The following is a 17,880-nucleotide window of genomic DNA, read 5'->3' on the forward strand; positions in this document are numbered from 1 at the left end:
ATAGAAAGGAGGAAAAAGTATGTATAGTCAAATTTTACTTTGGATAGTTATAGGGGCAACTGCAATAACTGTAGATATATTTACTAGTAGTTTTTTATTTGTATGGTTTACTATAGGTTCTATAGTAGCTTTAATAATTAGTAGTTTAGGATATTCATTTTCAGTACAGTTTATAGCTTTTATATTTACCAGTGTTGTTCTTTTAGCAGTGGGATACCCTATAGTTAGGAAAACCATAAAGAAAAGTGTACCTAAAACTTTGCCTATGGGACAAAACTATATAAACAGAATTATAACTGTAGAAAAGGATATTAAAGAAGAGGAACTTATAAAGATAGATGGGATATATTGGACAGTACTAAACGAAGGTAAATTAATAAAAAAAGGGGAAAAGGCTAAAATAATAGCCTTAAATGGAAATAAGTTTATATTAAAAAAATATGAGGAGGATGCGAAATGATTGGAAAAATAATACTAATAATATTACTATTAATAATATTATCAGCAGTTTTATCAACAATAAAGATTGTAAATACAGGTAGTCTTTATGTAGTGGAGAGATTTGGACAATTCTACAAGATATTAGAACCAGGATGGCATTTTACAATTCCATTTGCAGATTTTGTTAGAAAGAAAGTTTCTACAAAACAACAAATACTTGATATAGAGCCTCAAAATGTTATAACTCAGGATAATGTTAGAATATCTATAGATAATGTTATATTTTACAGAGTTATGAATGCAAAAGATGCTGTATATAATATAGAAAATTATAAATCAGGTATTGTTTACTCAACTATAACTAATATGAGAAATATAGTAGGTAATATGACTTTAGATGAAGTTTTATCAGGAAGAGATAAAATAAACAATGATCTTTTAAGAGTAGTTGATGAAATTACCGATGCTTACGGAATAAAGATTTTGTCAGTAGAAATAAAAAATATAATTCCGCCAGCAGAAATACAACAAGCTATGGAAAAGCAAATGAAGGCAGAAAGAGATAAGAGAGCCACAATTCTTCAAGCAGAAGGTCAAAAGCAAAGTGAAATTGAAAGAGCACAAGGTGAGAAGCAATCTAAAATTCTTCAAGCAGAGGCCGAAAAAGAAGCTAATATAAGAAGGGCAGAAGGTTTTAGACAATCTCAAATATTAGAAGCAGAAGGTAAAGCACAAGCTATCGAATCTGTAGCACAAGCACAGGCTAAAGCTGTTAGATTAGTAAATGCTTCTATATTAGAATCAGGAACTAATGAGACAGTAATAGCATTAAAACAAGTAGAAGCCCTTCAAGAAATGGCTAAAAACCCAGCAAATAAACTTATACTTCCAAATGAAACTGTATCTAGTTTAGGAAGTATAGCGGCTATTGGTGAAATGTTAAATAAAAATAAGTAAGTATAAAATAAAGAAAGGATAGATTTTCTATCCTTTCTTTATTAATTTAAAAACATACAAAGGAGTCGATTCTATTTAAATCTATACCGAAATAGGACCAAGAAAATCCAGTCCATCTCCATCCTGCAATGGATCTTGGACCAACGAAGGTTATAAACATCCAAAATGGACGTCCTCTTTCAGGCCAAATGTAAACAAATCTAAACCTGCAAGGTCTTATAGAACCAGGATCAACAGCTAGTATTTGTGCATTAGAAGCAGCTTGAGGTCGTTGTGGAGTAAAAGATGGAGGTGGTCCTGTGGGTGGTCTATTAACACCTCCAGGTCCTTGTGGCGGACGACCGGGACCTCCTGGTCTTTGGCGATAGAATTCAGACATTAAAGGGTAATTAAATTCGTTAGAATACATTAAATCTCTCCTTTTATAAAACTACACTATTATATTATGAAATATTATTAAAGAGGTGAATGAAACAAAAATAAAAATTAAAGTTAAGTAAAATTTAAGGTTTTAGTAATAACTGAGAAAGAAATATTTCTTATAATAATATGTAATAATAGTATTATGTGGAGGGAATTATGGGAAAGATTTTAGTAGTTTTAATTTTGGCATTATGCATATTTATTTTTTTAGAAAGTTGTATAAAAGAGAAATATTTTAAAGAACAAAAAGTATATTATTATTATGTATTAAAAAATATTTTAAGTATATTGGTAATCGCCTTTATAATGGTAAATAGAAATTATATAAATAGTATAGAGGGGTTAGGACGGTTCATTTTAATATGTAGTGTAGTGATTTTTTCTATAAATAGTCTTAGACTTTATAAAAATGTATTATTTTTAAGAGATAACAAACTGTTATAAAATCCACATGTTATAAAAAAATAGATCATGGTGGTTCTTTCCGTAATGGAATAATACTAATACAATATATATTGTATTAGTATTTTTTTAGGAGGATTTTTATGCAAATAGGAGTAGTTATGGGAGGAGTATCTACAGAAAAAGAGATATCAAATCTTACGGGTAAATATATAATAGAGAACTTAGATAAAAGTAAATATGAAATACTCCCTATACCCATAAATACAAAGTTTGAATTAATAGATAAAATAAAGTGTTTAGAATTTGCTTTTATTGCATTGCATGGTAATTTTGGAGAAGATGGAAAAGTTCAAGCCCTTTTAGAAACCATGGGAGTACCTTATTCAGGATCAGGAGTATTGGCAAGTTCTCTTTGTATGGACAAAAATATGAGCAAAAAAATACTGCAAGGAGAGGGGATTAAAACTCCAAGGTGGATAATGCTATATAAAAATGAAGATATAGACTTTGAGAGTATTAAAAATATAGGTTACCCCCTAGTAGTAAAGCCAAATAGTGGTGGATCCAGTATTGGTATAACTATAGTTAAAAAAGAACAAGAATTAATAAAAGCTATAGAAGAAGCTTTTAAATTTGATGAAGAAATTTTAATAGAGGAATATATAAAAGGAGAAGAGATTACCTGTTGTATGTTAGATGGCAAGCCACTTCCTATATTATCTATAAAAACAAAGGAAGAATTTTTTAATTACAAAGCTAAGTATTTTGAAGGGGTAGCAGAGGAGAAGGTTGCAGATCTTTCTTTAGAATTAAAAGACCAAGTTGAGAAAATAAGTAATAAATGTTGGAAAAGTTTTAAGTTGAAGGTTTATGGTAGAATTGATATGATTATAAAAGGGAATGAAGTATATGTAATAGAGATAAATACTTTACCAGGTATGACTAAATATAGCCTCTTTCCCAAAAGTGCTAAAGCTTATGGCTTAAATTTTAGTGAACTTTTAGATAAGATAATAGAACTTTCCATTAAAGAATATGAATTTTGAGGTGTTTTTATGTTTCCTATTTTTAATATAAAGGATGGTCAGATAGCCTATGAAGAAATATATAAATACTTAAAAGAAATTATAAAAAATGGAATGATGCCATCAGGAAGTAAATTACCTTCTTCAAGAGAGATGGCAACCATGACTACATTAAGTAGAAATACTATAATAAGAGCTTATGAGCTTTTAGAGGAAGAAAATTTAGTTTATACAAAAAGAGGAAAAGGAACATTTGTAAGTGACATAAAGATAAGTGAGAATAATGATTGGAAAATAGATTGGTATAGTAAGATAAATGAATATGGAAAGATGTCAGAAGACTTAGATATAATGAAAACTGAAGCATTATATAAAAAAGGTATGATTTCTTTTAAAAGTATAGCTCCAGATGAAAAATTATTTGATGTAGAAGAATTAAAAAGAGCTTTTTTAAATAGGGTATCCTTAGAAGGGGAAAAAATATTAAATTATGGTTATGCTAAAGGATATAAGCCTCTTATAGATTACCTTTTAGAATACATGAAAGAAAAAGGTGTAAATATAAAAAATAAGGATATATTAATTACCAATGGTTTTACAGAAGGGTTTGATATAGTACTTTCATCCCTTTTAAATGAAGGAGATAAAATAATATGTGAAAATCCTACCCATAATACAGCAATTAAACTTATGAGACTTCATAAGTTGGATATAGTAGGTGTTACCATAGATGATAAGGGTGTAGACTTAAATCAGTTAGAAAATAAGCTAAAGAATAACCAAGTAAAGCTTTCCTATGTAATTCCATCGTATCATAATCCTACAGGTAGGGTTATGTCTTTTAAGAGAAGAAAAAAGTTTTATGAAATATTAAAAAAATATAATGTACCCATAGTAGAAGATGGATTTAATGAAGAACTTCAACACTCGGGAACTCATATAGCACCAATTGCAGCTATAGCGGGAGAAGAAAACTCCATTATATATATAGGTAGTCTTTCAAAAATACTTTTTCCAGGTATGAGAATAGGATGGATTTTAGCAGACAAAAGATTAATAGATATCTTAGAAAGTGTTAAAAGAAGTAGAAATATACACACGTCTTTTTTAGATCAAGGAATACTTTATGAATATATGAATAGTGGGGCTTTTGAGAAGTATGTAAAAAAAGTAAAGACAATATATAAAGAGAAATATGAATATATAATGAAACTTTGTAAAGAAGAAATTCCTAATAAATATATTCTAGGCGATGGAGGACTTTATATATTTATAAAATTAAAAAATATAAAGTCACGAGAACTTTTAAAAGCCTGTCTTAAAAGAAAAGTTATATTTACTCCAGGAGATATGTTTTTCATAGATAATGAAGGTGAGGACACACTGCGGTTAGGTTTTTCTAGAAATTCTTTAGAAGAAATAGAAAAGGGAATAAAGATAATTGGGGAAGAAGCACGTAGTATACTTAACAAGTAATAATAAAGTATGTATTGTAACTAATATGTAATACTATTGTAAATAAGGCGTAATTTATTTTAATCAAATAAGATATATCATATAATTGTAAGGATTTATATTAATTATATGGGAGATGATAAAATGAAAAACAAAATGAAATTAATATTAGGAATTATGTTATCTGTATCTATATTTGCAGTTGGTTGTACTACAGCTAAAGATGACAAAAAGGAGCAGACTAGTAATATTAAAAATAAAGAAATAGTTGAAGAAAAGGGATATAGTAAGGAATTAACAAAAATGTTTCCTTTAAATGAAAAGAAAGATTTGAACTATAATGGAACTTTAGAATATGGAGAAACATTAAAGATATTTAATATATCCAGTGATAAAAAAGAAATGAAGATTCACATTAAAGGAGAAGTAGCAAAACATTCAGATGAAGGGGAAGGGTTTTCTAATTCAGAACACCAATTTGAAAAGATATATACAGTAAAAGAAGATTCAGTTATAGAAGAACAAAAAACGGGAAAAGCTAAAGTTAAAGCCATAGAAAAATCAACTATATTAAAAGCCCCTTTAGACAAAGGAAGAACATGGACAGAAAAAGTATCCTTTATGGGGAAAGAATATGATGGAGAAACAAAAATATTAAATTCTTATATTGATAAAGATAATAAAAGAATTGTGGAAACAGAAACAACTATAAAGGGAGTAGAAGGTTACCCAAATAAGATATATAAAGAAAAGAAAGTATTTAAAGAGGAGTTAGGTCTAGTAGAATTTTCAAATACAATACTGTTAGATGGAAAAGACACTATGGAATTTAATTATAGATTAAATAAATAGTCTTTGTTTAATGAACAACTAACAATGAAGAATGATTTTCTGATTTTAATCAGAAAATCTCTTTTTTTTTATTCTTTTTAGTATAGAATATAATTAAAGCATTGTGGAATTTAGGGGTGGTAAAATGAGTTTAAAGTTTATATACGGAAGATCAGGAAGTGGAAAAAGCTATTATTGTTTTCAAGATATAAAAAGAAAAATAGAAGAAAATAGCGATAAAAAATTAATATTACTTGTGCCAGAACAATTTTCTTTTCAGAGTGAGAAAAATTTAATAAATTACATAGGAGAGAGAGCAGTTTCAAGAGCAGAGGTTTTAAGTTTTAAAAGAATGGCTTATAGGGTTTTTAATGAAGTAGGGGGAGTAACTCATAGATACATGAATGAGTCAGGAAAAAATATGCTTTTATATAGTATATTAAATGAATTAACAGGAGAACTTAAAATATTTAATAATGCTGCAAATAAAAATGGATTTGTATCTACTTTATCGGATATTATAACAGAATTTAAAAGATACAATTTGACTCCAGAGATGATAAAGGAATATTTAGAGGTTGCAGAAGAAAGAGAAGATAATATATTAAAGGGTAAACTTCAGGATATATACTTAATATATTCTAAATTTCAAGATAGTATAAGAAAAAAATTTATAGATGAGGAGGAAAACCTCACCATATTAGCAGATAAACTTAAAGAATCAAAGTATTTTGATGGGGCTTATATTTGGGTAGATGAATTTTTTAATTTCACTCCTCAAGAGTATTTAGTATTAGAAGAATTACTTTTAAAAGCAGAAAAGGTAAATATAACTTTGTGTACAGGGGGGTTAAATGAAGGGGAAAGAATAGATAATTTAGATTTATTTCTTCCAGTAAAAAATACAGAAGAAAAAATATTGGAATTTGTGAAAAGAAATAATATAAAATATGAAAAACCAATAAAATTAAACTGTGATCCTTGTTATAGATTTAAAAATAGTAAAGAATTAAGTCATATGGAAAAGAATTTATTTGCGTTTCCCTATAAAATACATGAAAAGTATACAGAGGACATATGTGTTTTTCAAGCTTTAAATGAGTATAGTGAAATAGAGTATACAGCAAGAGATATAATAAAACTTGTAAGGGACAATGGGTTTAGATATAAGGATATAGCAGTAATTACTGGAGATTTAGAAGGATACCAAAGTCTTATAAAAGCGGTTTTTACAGAGTATGGAATACCTTATTTTATAGATAAAAAAGTGGAGGTAGATAATAATCCTCTAGTGATTTTTATATTATCATCGTTGGAAGTTTTAAATAAAAATTGGAATTATGAATCTGTATTTAGGTATTTAAAAGCGGGACTTGTAGATATAAAAAGAGAAGAAATAGATATTATAGAAAACTATGTATTAGCAAACGGTATAAGAGGAAAGAGGTGGATAGAGGAAAAAGATTGGGATTATAAAATATTATATGGGTTCAATTTAACAGAAGAAAAAGAGGAAGAGGAGGAGGAAAAACTAAAGAAAATAAATGAAATTAGAAGAAAAATAACAGAACCTCTTATAGAATTTCACAATAATATAAAAGGTGAAATTACCCCTAAAAAGATGTGTTTAGAATTATATAATTTTTTAGAGAAAATGAATATATCCAGTAAGATAGAAAGTTGGATAAAGTATTTTAAAGAAAGAAATAGATTAGATAAGATAAATGAATATAAACAAATATGGGATGTTGCCATAGGACTTATGGAACAATTAGTAGAGGTCATGAAGGAGGAGAAACTCAATAGTAGAACCTTAGAAAATATATTTAAAAGTGGTTTTGAGCAATATGAATTAGGGATTATACCTCCATCTTTAGACCAAGTCCTTGTAAGTAGTACCAAAAGGCTTAGAAGCCATGAAATAAAAGCTCTTTACATAGTAGGAACTAATGATGGTGTTTTCCCTAGTGTATTAGATGAAAATGGTATTTTATCAGATTTAGAAAGGGAAAATTTAAGAGAGACAGGACTAGAAGTAGCAAAGGATACCAAAAGCACGGCATTTGAAGAACAATTTTTGATGTATGTAACTCTTACTACTATGAGTGATTATTTAAGAATAAGTTATCCTATAGCTAATGAAGAAGGAAAAACCTTAAGACCATCTATTGTAATATCTAGGCTTAGAAAAATATTTCCTAATCTATGTGAAAAAAGCAATGTAATTAAAGAAGAGGGTGATATAGAAAAAATATCATCACCTAAACCTACTTTTAATGAATTTATATCTCAATTACGAGTTAAAGAAGAGGGCTTAGAGTTAAGTTCTATATGGTTATCTGTTTATGATTGGTTTATGAATAATAAAGAGTGGAAAGAAAAATTTATAAATATATCACAAGGATTTAATCATACAAATTATGCGGAAATAGTAGATACAAGAAGGGTAAGAAAATTATATGGCTCAAAATTAAATATGAGTGTATCAAGATTAGAAAAATTTTCTCAATGTCCTTTTGCCTACTTTATTAGATATGGTATGAATGCTAAGGAGAGAAAAATATATAAAGTTTCTACACCAGATATTGGAACCCTTATGCATGATGTAGTAGAAAGTTTTTCAAGACATATAGAAGGGAAAAATATTTCCTGGGAAGAAATAGACAGAGAGTTATGTGAAAGTTTTGTATCTACAATGGTAGATGAAAAAATAAAAGACATGAAAGGTTCTATATTAAATAGTTCTCCAAGATATAAACATATGACCAATAGAATTAAAGATATACTTTCTAAATCCATGGAGGTAATTTCTCAGCAAATAAGTAGAGGGGATTTTAAACCTTCAGCTTATGAATTAGCTTTTGGATTTAATGGAGACTTTCCACCTATTTCTATAGAACTTAGCTCTGGAGAAAAAGTGAATTTAATAGGAAGAATAGATAGGGTAGACAAATTAGAAAATGAAGATGGTACATTTATAAGAATAATTGATTATAAATCAGGCAAACAGGATTTTAATTTATCAGATATATACTATGGTCTTCAAATTCAACTTTTAGTGTATTTAGATGCACTACTCCAAGAAATAGAAGATAGTGCTAAAAAAGAAGTTAATCCAGCAGGAATCTTATATTTTAATATGGATGATCCATTAATAAGTACTAAAAAAGAAATAACTAAAGAAGAAGCAGAAAAGGAAATATTAAAGAAATTAAAATTAAAAGGATTAGTTTTAAAAGATGCCAATATAATAAAAGCCATGGATAATTTAATAAGTGGATATTCTGATATAATTTCTGTTAGGGTAAATAAAGATGGTTCTCCTTCTAAAAATTCCTCTGTAGCGGATTTAGAGGATTTCCAATTATTAAGAGATTATGTTAGAAAACTAATAGTAGAACTTTGTGAAGAAATGCTGGAAGGAAATATAAGCATAAAACCTTATAAAAAAAATAATTACACACCTTGTGGATTTTGTGATTATTCCGCAATATGTCAATTTGACACTTCTATAAAAGGAAGTCAATATAGATTTATAAATGATAAAAAAGATGATGAAGTTTTACAATGTATAAGAGAAGAAATGAAGGAAGATTAATATAAAAATATAATTCCAGTAAAGACAACACCTTTATTGGAATTATATTTTATTATTAAGATATATGAACTGAGCAAGAAAATACTTCTTTATTATTACCGTCTAAGAATACCAGCTTTAGTTTTTTAATATCTTTATTAATATCGGTAAATCTGAAAATTATTTCAGTAAATTTAGAGTCTGTTTCTTTTTTATTAATAGTATTATAGCTTGTGTATTCTCTATTATTCTCATCTACAACTTTTAGTTTATTAACCTTAGAAAAGTCTACTTTTGCAGATATATCCGTAGTAAAAGGAGTAATAGTTATATCATTAACCATTATATTTTCTGAGGAGATATTAGTTTTTACTGTTTTTGTTTCTTTTATCTCAGATTTTGCAACTGTAAATTCTAAGTTCCATTTCCCTTCTACGGTATTTAATGGAGTAAATATATTAAAGTTCTCTTTATTTGATTTTACAGTTGAGCCAAATGAGAAGTCTATTTTATTTATATCAAATTTAATTTTAAAGTTATTGGGTATATTTTTAAAACTTGATAGGTTATATTCGCTTTTTCCTATAAAGGTATTATCATCTATAAATTCACCAACTATACCTCCATTAGACTCTTGTAAAGTTAACATTTTTCCATCTTTAGATAATGAAGGTAGAACTTTTTCTACTTTTTCTGGAACCATATTGTAATTAGGTTGAAAGCTAACTCTCTTTATTCCACCTAAATTAATTCCTGCAATGGTATTTTCTAATATCTTTTTATCTTTTGTAGAGAAGCCATTTTCATTTTTGATTTCATAGCATAATATAAGATTGTTATAATCATCTAATATAGCATCAGTTACTTTTATTTTTATGTTCTTATCTTCTGAAGCCTCATTAATATTTTGTGCGTATTTTACATAGTCTTTTGAGTTTTTATTGATTCCTAATGTATTATTTACTTTTTGGAAAATAGATCCTATAATTGGAATATTTTCTGCAAATACTGGTTGAGCTACATTAAAAATTGAAATTCCACCAACTAAAAAACATGCAGCAGCAACTTTTTTCAATTTAATTTTGTTCTTATACTTTTCTCCACGAGCAATAGAATTTTTTATAGTTTGATCTAATCTTTCTGTTGGTATTTCTAAATCAAATAATTTATTGTCCATAATATAAATCCTCCTTTAATGATTTTTTTAAAGATAAAATTCCTCGTCTTATATGTGATTTTACTGTATTGTCAGATATTTGCATTACATCAGATATCTCTGATATTTTTAAGTCTTGAAAATACTTAAGAATTATTGCTGTTCTTTGCTTATCATTTAAAGTATTGATGGCTTTATATAAATCTTCAAATTCAAATTTTGAATCATAATCATCATTACACTGAATTTCAAATTTAGTATTATTATTTTCTAATACAATTTTATTTTTCTTTTTTAATAAAGTTATGCATTCGTTTATTAGTATCCTAATTATCCAGGTTTTAAAAAACTCAGGATTGTTAAGAGTATTTATTGATATATATGCTTTATATATACTCTCATCAATGGCTTCTAAAGCATCATCTTCATTCTTAGTATATATGTAGGCAATTTTATATAATTCATTTTTGCATTGTTTAATCAATGATGTGAAAGCGTCTTTATTACCTCTAATTGCTCTTTTAACAAGTAAAACATCGTACATTTAGTCACCTCCTATCATAGTAATTGTTTATCAAATACATATATTAGATAGATTAATGCTATAAAAAGTTGCAGATGTAAAGAAAAAATTAGATGTATTTACTTTAAATATAGAATAATAATTTTATTATTTTCTTTAATAGGTTGAAATAGTATAATATTTTTAGAGTATATTTGACATTTCACATGGAACAATTGAAATTTTAGGATATAGAATTGAAATTTAAATGAGTATTTTTATTATTTTAAGGGGGAATTATTTATGAATAATACAGAAAATATATATAAAAAGATTTTTATTAAGTCTGTTATTTTTTCAGTGTGTCTTGTACTATCTAATTTTGTAGTATATTCTTTCTCAGAAAAATCATCACCAAACTTATTGACAATGGGTTATATGGCTTTTGTAGTTTTTTATGCAGGTTCATTAATAATATATAAAATTAAGAAAATGTTTAGTAACAATAAATAGCATTAAGAGAGACTAAAAAAGTCTCTCTATTACTTTAATCAATAAGTTTTTTCTCCTGTTCAGTAATCATTCGTCTAACCATTTCTCCACCTATATTTCCAAAGGTGCCTATTTTCTTACTAATACTTTGAGGAGAGGAACTGTTTTGTAATTCTTTATACTCAATAGCCATATCTCTAGCCACTTCCATTTTAAATTCATCTAATTTTCCTTTAGCACTAGGAACTAAAATTCTATTACGTGCCATATATAAACTCCTTTCTTTATTTTATAGACTTAGTTTTTGCAGGATAAATTATTATATGCTAGGAAAATTAAGATAGAGATAAAGGAGATTTCTTAGGTTATTTAGACAAATGTTTTATTAAATAACTGTTAGTTATCCATATTTTTTAAAAATATCAACTATATATGTTATTTATGGTAGAATACTGTTATAAACTGTTTTAGAGGGTGATTATTTTGGAGGCAAGACAGATAGGTTTATTAGGACTATTGTCTGGAGAAGATAGAAGATTTGTAATACCTGTATTTCAAAGAAATTATGATTGGAAAGAAGAGCAATGTATGCAACTATTTAAAGATGTAGAAAATGTGTACTTAAGTGAACATAGAAGAAGTCATTTTCTTGGTACAATAGTTTACATATCAAATAGTGAAGTTGATATGATAGATTTTCATGAATACATGCTAATAGATGGACAACAAAGAATAACCACTACTGTTTTATTATTAAAAGCTATACATGATTGCTTAAAAAATAAAAATGATATGGAAAGTAAAAAGCTTAAAGATAGAATTTATGAATATTATTTGACTAATAAATATGCAGATGAGAGCCACAAGTTAAGACTAAAACCTATGATAGAAGATGATAAAGTTTTTCAAGATATTATGAGAGATGACTTTGACTTTATAGACAAGGATTCTAATATTTATAAAAATTATATTTTATTTATAAATTTAATAAATAAATCTAAGTTGGATCCTAATCATATATTTAAAGGGATACAAAAAATTGTAGTTGTTTATATAAGTCTTAAAAGGGGAGAAGACGATCCGCAGCTGATATTTGAAAGTATAAATTCTACAGGTCTAAATTTAACAGAAGCAGATTTAATAAGGAATTTTATACTTATGGATAAGGAAGCGGCTGAACAGAATGAACTTTATAATAAATATTGGCGTAAAATCGAAAGAATATTAGGAAATGAAAATATATCTAGTTTTATTAGAGATTATCTAACTATGAAACAGAATGATATACCTAAAAAGGATAAAGTGTATTTAGAATTTAAAAGATATGTTTATGAAAACAATTGGAATAGTAATATAGAAATACTTTTAGAAAATATATTATATTTTGCAAAAATATACGAAAAATTTATTAAAGCTAGTGAAGAAGATAAGGATATTAAAATGATTCTTCAAGATATAAGATTATTAAAGGTTACAGTTTCATATCCATTTTTAATGGAGGTATATGATGATTATCAAAAGGAAGTAATAGATAAAGAAACTTTGATTAAAGTTTATAAATTAGTAGAAACCTATGTATTCAGAAGATTTATATGCAATAGTCCAACCAGTGCTTTGAATAAGGTTTTTAAAAATTTAGCAAGAGAGCTCAAAAGAGAAAAAGATTATAAAGATATGTACTATGATATGCTGGTAGCAATTCTTCTAAACAAAAAATATAGTGCAGCTTTTCCAACAGATTTAGAATTTAAACAGGAATTTTTATCTAGAAATATGTATAAATTTAAACATGTAAATTACCTATTAGAACATTTGGAAAATAATAACAATAAAGAAAAAGTAGATGTAGAAGAATTAAGTATAGAACATATAATGCCCCAAAAATTAGATGCAAAATGGACTTTAAAACTTGGAAATAATGCCCAAGCTATTCATGAAAGATATATCCACAATATAGGGAATCTTACTTTAACAGGGTATAATTCTAATCTATCAAATAAGTCATTTGATGATAAAAAGATTATATTAGAAAAAAGCAGATTAAAATTAAATAAAGGAATAAGTAATTTTACAACATGGAATGAAGAAATTATAATAAAAAGAGCTGTAGAATTATTTAGTATAGCTATTAAAAATTGGAGTGCTCCTAAAGTAAATAAGGATTTAATTAACTATATAGGAATTGATGAAAAGGAATATTTGGATTTATCTGATGAAATCGATGTTACAGGTAGAAAACCTGTTGCTTTTGAAATTTTGGGAGAAAAACATAATATAAATAGTTGGAAAAGACTTATATGTGAGTGTTCACAAATTTTGTATAATTTAGATAAGGATATATTTAAAAGTTTCATAAATGATAGTGATTTTGCAGGAAGAAAAAATAGGATAGTATCTTCAAATTTAATTGATATAAGAGAAATGTTTAAAATTGAAAATAATATATATATAGAAACAAAATTAAATGCTAATTCAACCCTAAACTATATAAAATTAATGATGGAAAAATATAATCTTTCTGATGAGGATTTTAAATTTTGGATTAAGTAAGATAGACAAACATTTAAGAAGTGTGATTATGAATTAATTGGTGAAAATAGCAGTGTTAATTACACTGCCATTTTTAATGTTATTTACCAACAAAAACTTGAGTAGCATAGGTTAACCCCTGAGAGTTTACTTCAATTCCAAAACCTAATTGATTAAAATCTTTACTTACCATATTTTTATAATGACCTGGAGAGTTTTTCCATTGAGTAAATAAAGCTTCAGCTTGTTTTTGGGCGTCCTTTGTATACATATTTTGAGCTATATTTTCTCCGATACTTTTATAAGTATAGCTTATTTTAGCTAATTCATCTTTAAATATAAAGTTTCCATTAGAATCATTATGAGAAAATTCCCCAGTTCTTGCCATGTGTTGAGAACGTTTTTGGGCTTCATTGTTTAATGTAGGTATAAGGCTTAATGGTTTAACACCCTTAGAAGCTCTTAGTTCATTTACAAGTTGAAACATTCTATTTGTAACTTCATTTTTATAAGCATCACTTAAGGAATTAGTATTGTTACTTGGTTTAATAGTGTCATCTTCTTTATTAATATTATCTGACTTAGAAGTACCCTCTGGTTTAGTAGAAGTTTGGGATTTTGTAGTATCACCTTTTAAGATGTTTACTGTATTTTCACTTACAGAACCCGTTCCCCCAAAAATATCTAGATTAGTAAATTCTTCTATAAACTTAGATTGGGTTTTAATACTATTATTATCAACTAAAATTAAAGCTTCATCTTTTAAACTTGCTAGAGCTGATCCAGAAAGAGCATCTGCAAAACCTAATCCACTAGCAATACTTATATTATTTTTTTCATTAAAAAAATGATTTGCTATATTTAGGCTTGTCTCATATCTGTTTTTTCCATTTAATCTAGTAATTTTTGCTTTAGTTAAGTGTTCTACCTCTTTTACAACTTTATCTGATACTGAGCCTTGTCCGCCTATTACATAGATTTCAGATGGGGATAATTTTTTAATATCATTTAAAATTGGCTCATAAATTTTATCTTTACTTACTAAAAATATCGGATATCCTTTTGATGACGCTACAGGACTTACTGAAAGTGCATCTGCAAAACCTTGGCTATTTGCAAGGATAATGGGAGTTCCTTTCTTAGGGTGAAGATTTTTTACTATTTCTGAATTAGTATGATATCTGTCAGAACCACCAAGTCTTAGTGTATTATATCCCATAGATTTTATTTGGGATTCAGTGTTATTATTTATGCCACCGTTACCTCCCAATATGTACACATTTTTTCCTTTAGGTAGGTTTTCTTTAATAAAGTCTAAAGCTAAATTTTTATTTTCGTTTGTTGTCAAGAGTATTGGTGCATTATATTTTTTAGAAAGTACAGCTCCACTTAGAGCGTCAGGATAGTTTGTACCTAAAGCTAATATAACAGCCCCAATTTCATTAGATTGCATTTTATATTCTTTTGCGATTTTTTCCGAAGTTTCATATCTTGTTTTACCACTTAGTCTATTTATTCTTAGTATTTTTGCATCAACATTATAGCTTATAGAAGAAACAAGTGCACAAGATAGTACAATAGTTAATAATTTTTTGTTCATAATATAGCCTTCTTTCATTTGTTTATTTAATTTTTACATTATACCATTAAATTATTTATCGAACAAATCGGAGAAAATAATATACAGATATTTCATATACTTGACTAAATAAAATATATATTATATAATGTTAAAGTTGAATAAATAAATATGGTCTCTTGGTCAAGTGGTTAAGACGCCACCCTCTCAAGGTGGAATCGGGAGTTCGATCCTCCTAGAGACTGCCAATGTAGTAAATGCAAGGATTTCAAAGAAGTTTGAAGTTCTTGCATTTTTGTTTTCCCACATTAGTATTTTAAGTTTATACTATATTACTGACTAAAGAAAGTTTAAATTTAGTCTAATATATGGAGTAAGCCTTTATTTATGCATAAATTATAAGAAAGATTTTTAATAAGTCCATTTTCAAAGCTTATGGTAATAATATCTTTATTTATACTTAGTATTTTACCAATACCAAAGGAATTATGTTCAATGATAGTGCCTTCTTTTAGAGAAATAGATTGTATAAAGCTTTCATTTTCAACCATGGTATTTCTATAAGAACTATCCTTATGTGATATTTTGTAAAGTTTTTCTACAAAAATAGAAGGAGTACATTTTTTGTTGTTTCTTGTAAGAGTGTTTATTAGATAAAGATTTTTTCTTGCCCTAGTTATAGCTACGTACATTAAACGGGTTTCTTCTTCAAAGTCAGAATAATCATCTTTCTTAGATTTATCTAAGCTTTCAGGTGATGGTATGATATGTTCAATTAAATCTATAATATATACAGTATCAAACTCTAGTCCTTTACAACTATGCATGGTAGATAGTATAACGCCATTAAATTTCCCTTTATATTTACTTTTTTCCATTTCATCTTTTAAATAAATTAATTTGCCATCTATATCCTCAAGGGTGGGGCAAGATGATAAAACCATAGCTAAAATAGATAATATAGTTTGTACATTATTTATGTTAAATTTGAATTTGTCACAGTAATCCATCATATAGTCTTCATAATTTAATTCATATCTTATAAAATTTATAGCTTTATATCCAGATAAAGAAGAAAGCTTCATAAATTTTTCTTCAAAAGACTTTAATCTATAGTTAGCAGAGGAATAGCCTTGATTATTATAAAGGGTTCTAAAAACACTTTCCTTAATTTTTCTAGTGTATAGTATATTTAAATCATCTTTTTTAACATAACTCTTCATTTTATAATAGATTTTTTCAAAGGCGTCTATATTTGTTAAATCAAAAGCTAATTCAAAAAAAGATAGAATATCTTTTACTACCCAACTATTAAAAAAAGAGGGAACAGAATCTTTTATATAAAAAGGAATATTTTCTTGTATTAATCTATCAACTATTGGTATAGAGGAAATATTATTTCTATAGAGTATAGTAGTTTCTCTTAAATTACTTTTTTCTTTTAAATTTTTTACTAAAAAATTTATTTGATCATATTCATCTTTTGTATTAATAAATTTTATTTTATTTCCTTCTTCATTTTCTGTAAAAAGCTCTTTGTTATATCTTTTTTTATTAGATTTAATGAATTCATTAGCAGTAATTACTATGTTTTTGTCACTTCTAAAGTTTTGTTGTATAAAAAATAGTTTTCCATCTTTATGATATTCCTTTTTAAAATTTAAAAGTCCATCAGAAAAGGCACCCCGCCAAGAGTATATGCTCTGATCATCATCACCAACAATACATAAATTAAACTTTGGAGCTGATATAAGTTTTATTATTTCTTGTTGAATTTTACTGGTATCTTGACATTCATCTACTTCTATATAATCATATAAATTTCTATAAAAATCTAATATTACTATATCTTCATTTAATATCTTATAGCATTTAACTAACATATCATCATAATCTAATAAATTATTTTTTCTTTTAAAAAGCTCATATTCCTTATATATTTGCATAAAATTAGGTACAGGAAAATTATTTTTATATATTTCAGTATTTTCGAAGGATACCATTATATTTTTTAAATAGCCTATAAAACTAGATAATTCTTCTAGCTTGTCATCGCTTATGAAATCATTATTATATTTTTTATAGATGTTTTTTAAAAGTATTGTAGGATTAACAGGAGAATTTTTAGATCCTATAATGGTATATTTTATATTGTGTCTACGAGAATAATTATTTATTACATAATATGCAAAGCTATGTATGGTGGAAAAGGCAACTTTATTTTTTACTATATTTCCAAATAAGTTATCAAATCTACTTCTCATATCCATAGCAGATGCTTTACTAAAGCTAAGACCTAATATTTTTTTAGGATCTACATTATGGTTAAGTATTAAGTTTGCAGTTCTACAAATTAATGTGGTAGTTTTACCGGAACCAGGTACTGCAACTACTGCCATAGGACCGCTAATATTAAATACCACTTCAGATTGTTCATTTGTTAGATTTATATTACAATTATTTCTCAGATAAGATAAAAATTTTTTTTTATATATTGTAAACACCTTC

The 17,880-nt window shown here is 26.7% G+C and carries 15 protein-coding genes and 1 tRNA gene; 10 read left to right on the forward strand and 6 right to left on the reverse strand.

All coding sequences use genetic code 11. From position 1 onward, the window contains the following. Positions 1-19 precede the first annotated feature (19 nt). Complete coding sequence (locus B5D21_RS10830) at positions 20-460, forward strand: NfeD family protein (protein ID WP_011098951.1); 441 nt, start codon at positions 20-22, stop codon at positions 458-460. After that, positions 457-1,398, forward strand: coding sequence for an SPFH domain-containing protein (locus B5D21_RS10835; protein WP_011098952.1), 942 nt, complete (start codon positions 457-459; stop codon positions 1,396-1,398). Before B5D21_RS10830 ends, B5D21_RS10835 begins: the two co-directional genes overlap by 4 nt. 46 nt (positions 1,399-1,444) lie before the next feature. Here B5D21_RS10835 and B5D21_RS10840 read toward each other — a convergent pair whose 3' ends face one another. Then, complete coding sequence (locus B5D21_RS10840) at positions 1,445-1,807, reverse strand: hypothetical protein (RefSeq protein WP_011098953.1); 363 nt, start codon at positions 1,805-1,807, stop codon at positions 1,445-1,447. 170 nt (positions 1,808-1,977) lie between these two features. Here B5D21_RS10840 and B5D21_RS10845 point away from each other — a divergent pair, with 170 nt between their 5' ends. From B5D21_RS10845 to addB, 5 genes are all read left to right on the forward strand, one after another. After that, complete coding sequence (locus B5D21_RS10845) at positions 1,978-2,265, forward strand: hypothetical protein (protein WP_035110799.1); 288 nt, start codon at positions 1,978-1,980, stop codon at positions 2,263-2,265. 101 nt (positions 2,266-2,366) lie between these two features. Further along, positions 2,367-3,272, forward strand: coding sequence for a D-alanine--D-alanine ligase (locus B5D21_RS10850; RefSeq protein WP_011098954.1), 906 nt, complete (start codon positions 2,367-2,369; stop codon positions 3,270-3,272). 9 nt (positions 3,273-3,281) lie between these two features. Continuing rightward, complete coding sequence (gene pdxR / locus B5D21_RS10855; protein WP_011098955.1) at positions 3,282-4,727, forward strand: MocR-like pyridoxine biosynthesis transcription factor PdxR; 1,446 nt, start codon at positions 3,282-3,284, stop codon at positions 4,725-4,727. 123 nt (positions 4,728-4,850) lie between these two features. Beyond that, positions 4,851-5,558, forward strand: a complete 708-nt coding sequence (locus tag B5D21_RS10860) for a hypothetical protein (RefSeq protein WP_035124445.1) — start codon at positions 4,851-4,853, stop codon at positions 5,556-5,558. 124 nt (positions 5,559-5,682) lie between these two features. Continuing rightward, entirely contained in the window at positions 5,683-9,135 is a 3,453-nt protein-coding gene (gene addB, locus B5D21_RS10865) for a helicase-exonuclease AddAB subunit AddB (protein WP_035127577.1), read from the forward strand. A 55-nt stretch (positions 9,136-9,190) separates the two neighbouring features. On the opposite strand, the gene B5D21_RS10870 is transcribed toward addB, so the two are convergent. Further along, entirely contained in the window at positions 9,191-10,291 is a 1,101-nt protein-coding gene (locus tag B5D21_RS10870) for a DUF4179 domain-containing protein (protein ID WP_011098958.1), read from the reverse strand. Continuing rightward, positions 10,281-10,814 carry a sigma-70 family RNA polymerase sigma factor gene (locus tag B5D21_RS10875; protein WP_011098959.1) on the reverse strand — a complete coding sequence of 178 codons (534 nt, stop codon included), beginning with the start codon at positions 10,812-10,814 and terminating at the stop codon, positions 10,281-10,283. The genes B5D21_RS10870 and B5D21_RS10875 overlap by 11 nt, the downstream gene beginning before the upstream one ends. Before the next feature lie 261 nt (positions 10,815-11,075). Here B5D21_RS10875 and B5D21_RS10880 point away from each other — a divergent pair, with 261 nt between their 5' ends. Beyond that, complete coding sequence (locus B5D21_RS10880) at positions 11,076-11,285, forward strand: hypothetical protein (protein WP_035110808.1); 210 nt, start codon at positions 11,076-11,078, stop codon at positions 11,283-11,285. 34 nt (positions 11,286-11,319) lie between these two features. On the opposite strand, the gene B5D21_RS10885 is transcribed toward B5D21_RS10880, so the two are convergent. Beyond that, complete coding sequence (locus tag B5D21_RS10885; RefSeq protein ID WP_035110809.1) at positions 11,320-11,532, reverse strand: alpha/beta-type small acid-soluble spore protein; 213 nt, start codon at positions 11,530-11,532, stop codon at positions 11,320-11,322. Between the two features lie 215 nt (positions 11,533-11,747). On the opposite strand from B5D21_RS10885, the gene B5D21_RS10890 reads away from it, so the two are divergent. Continuing rightward, positions 11,748-13,814, forward strand: coding sequence for a DUF262 domain-containing protein (locus tag B5D21_RS10890; RefSeq protein WP_035124453.1), 2,067 nt, complete (start codon positions 11,748-11,750; stop codon positions 13,812-13,814). Positions 13,815-13,893: 79 nt separating this feature from the next. Here the strand turns inward: B5D21_RS10890 and B5D21_RS10895 are convergent, their stop codons facing one another. After that, complete coding sequence (locus B5D21_RS10895; protein ID WP_052042361.1) at positions 13,894-15,393, reverse strand: cell wall-binding repeat-containing protein; 1,500 nt, start codon at positions 15,391-15,393, stop codon at positions 13,894-13,896. A gap of 152 nt (positions 15,394-15,545) precedes the next feature. Here B5D21_RS10895 and B5D21_RS10900 point away from each other — a divergent pair. Beyond that, positions 15,546-15,620, forward strand: a tRNA-Glu gene (locus tag B5D21_RS10900). A 108-nt stretch (positions 15,621-15,728) separates the two neighbouring features. Here the strand turns inward: B5D21_RS10900 and B5D21_RS10905 are convergent. After that, positions 15,729-17,876 (reverse strand): ATP-dependent helicase, encoded by a 2,148-nt coding sequence (locus B5D21_RS10905; RefSeq protein WP_052042362.1) that lies wholly within the window; start codon positions 17,874-17,876, stop codon positions 15,729-15,731. Positions 17,877-17,880 lie beyond the last annotated feature (4 nt).

The organism is Clostridium tetani, assembly GCF_900167265.1.
In the GTDB taxonomy this organism is placed as follows: domain Bacteria; phylum Bacillota; class Clostridia; order Clostridiales; family Clostridiaceae; genus Clostridium_G; species Clostridium_G tetani.

Bases quoted from the DNA above. Each gene is read 5' to 3' on its own strand.
- B5D21_RS10830 (WP_011098951.1), top strand. From the start codon at position 20: ATGTATAGTCAAATTTTACTTTGGATAGTTATAGGGGCAACTGCAATA.
- B5D21_RS10835 (WP_011098952.1), top strand. From the start codon at position 457: ATGATTGGAAAAATAATACTAATAATATTACTATTAATAATATTATCA.
- B5D21_RS10840 (WP_011098953.1), bottom strand. From the start codon at position 1,807: ATGTATTCTAACGAATTTAATTACCCTTTAATGTCTGAATTCTATCGC.
- B5D21_RS10845 (WP_035110799.1), top strand. From the start codon at position 1,978: ATGGGAAAGATTTTAGTAGTTTTAATTTTGGCATTATGCATATTTATT.
- B5D21_RS10850 (WP_011098954.1), top strand. From the start codon at position 2,367: ATGCAAATAGGAGTAGTTATGGGAGGAGTATCTACAGAAAAAGAGATA.
- pdxR (WP_011098955.1), top strand. From the start codon at position 3,282: ATGTTTCCTATTTTTAATATAAAGGATGGTCAGATAGCCTATGAAGAA.
- B5D21_RS10860 (WP_035124445.1), top strand. From the start codon at position 4,851: ATGAAAAACAAAATGAAATTAATATTAGGAATTATGTTATCTGTATCT.
- addB (WP_035127577.1), top strand. From the start codon at position 5,683: ATGAGTTTAAAGTTTATATACGGAAGATCAGGAAGTGGAAAAAGCTAT.
- B5D21_RS10870 (WP_011098958.1), bottom strand. From the start codon at position 10,291: ATGGACAATAAATTATTTGATTTAGAAATACCAACAGAAAGATTAGAT.
- B5D21_RS10875 (WP_011098959.1), bottom strand. From the start codon at position 10,814: ATGTACGATGTTTTACTTGTTAAAAGAGCAATTAGAGGTAATAAAGAC.
- B5D21_RS10880 (WP_035110808.1), top strand. From the start codon at position 11,076: ATGAATAATACAGAAAATATATATAAAAAGATTTTTATTAAGTCTGTT.
- B5D21_RS10885 (WP_035110809.1), bottom strand. From the start codon at position 11,532: ATGGCACGTAATAGAATTTTAGTTCCTAGTGCTAAAGGAAAATTAGAT.
- B5D21_RS10895 (WP_052042361.1), bottom strand. From the start codon at position 15,393: ATGAACAAAAAATTATTAACTATTGTACTATCTTGTGCACTTGTTTCT.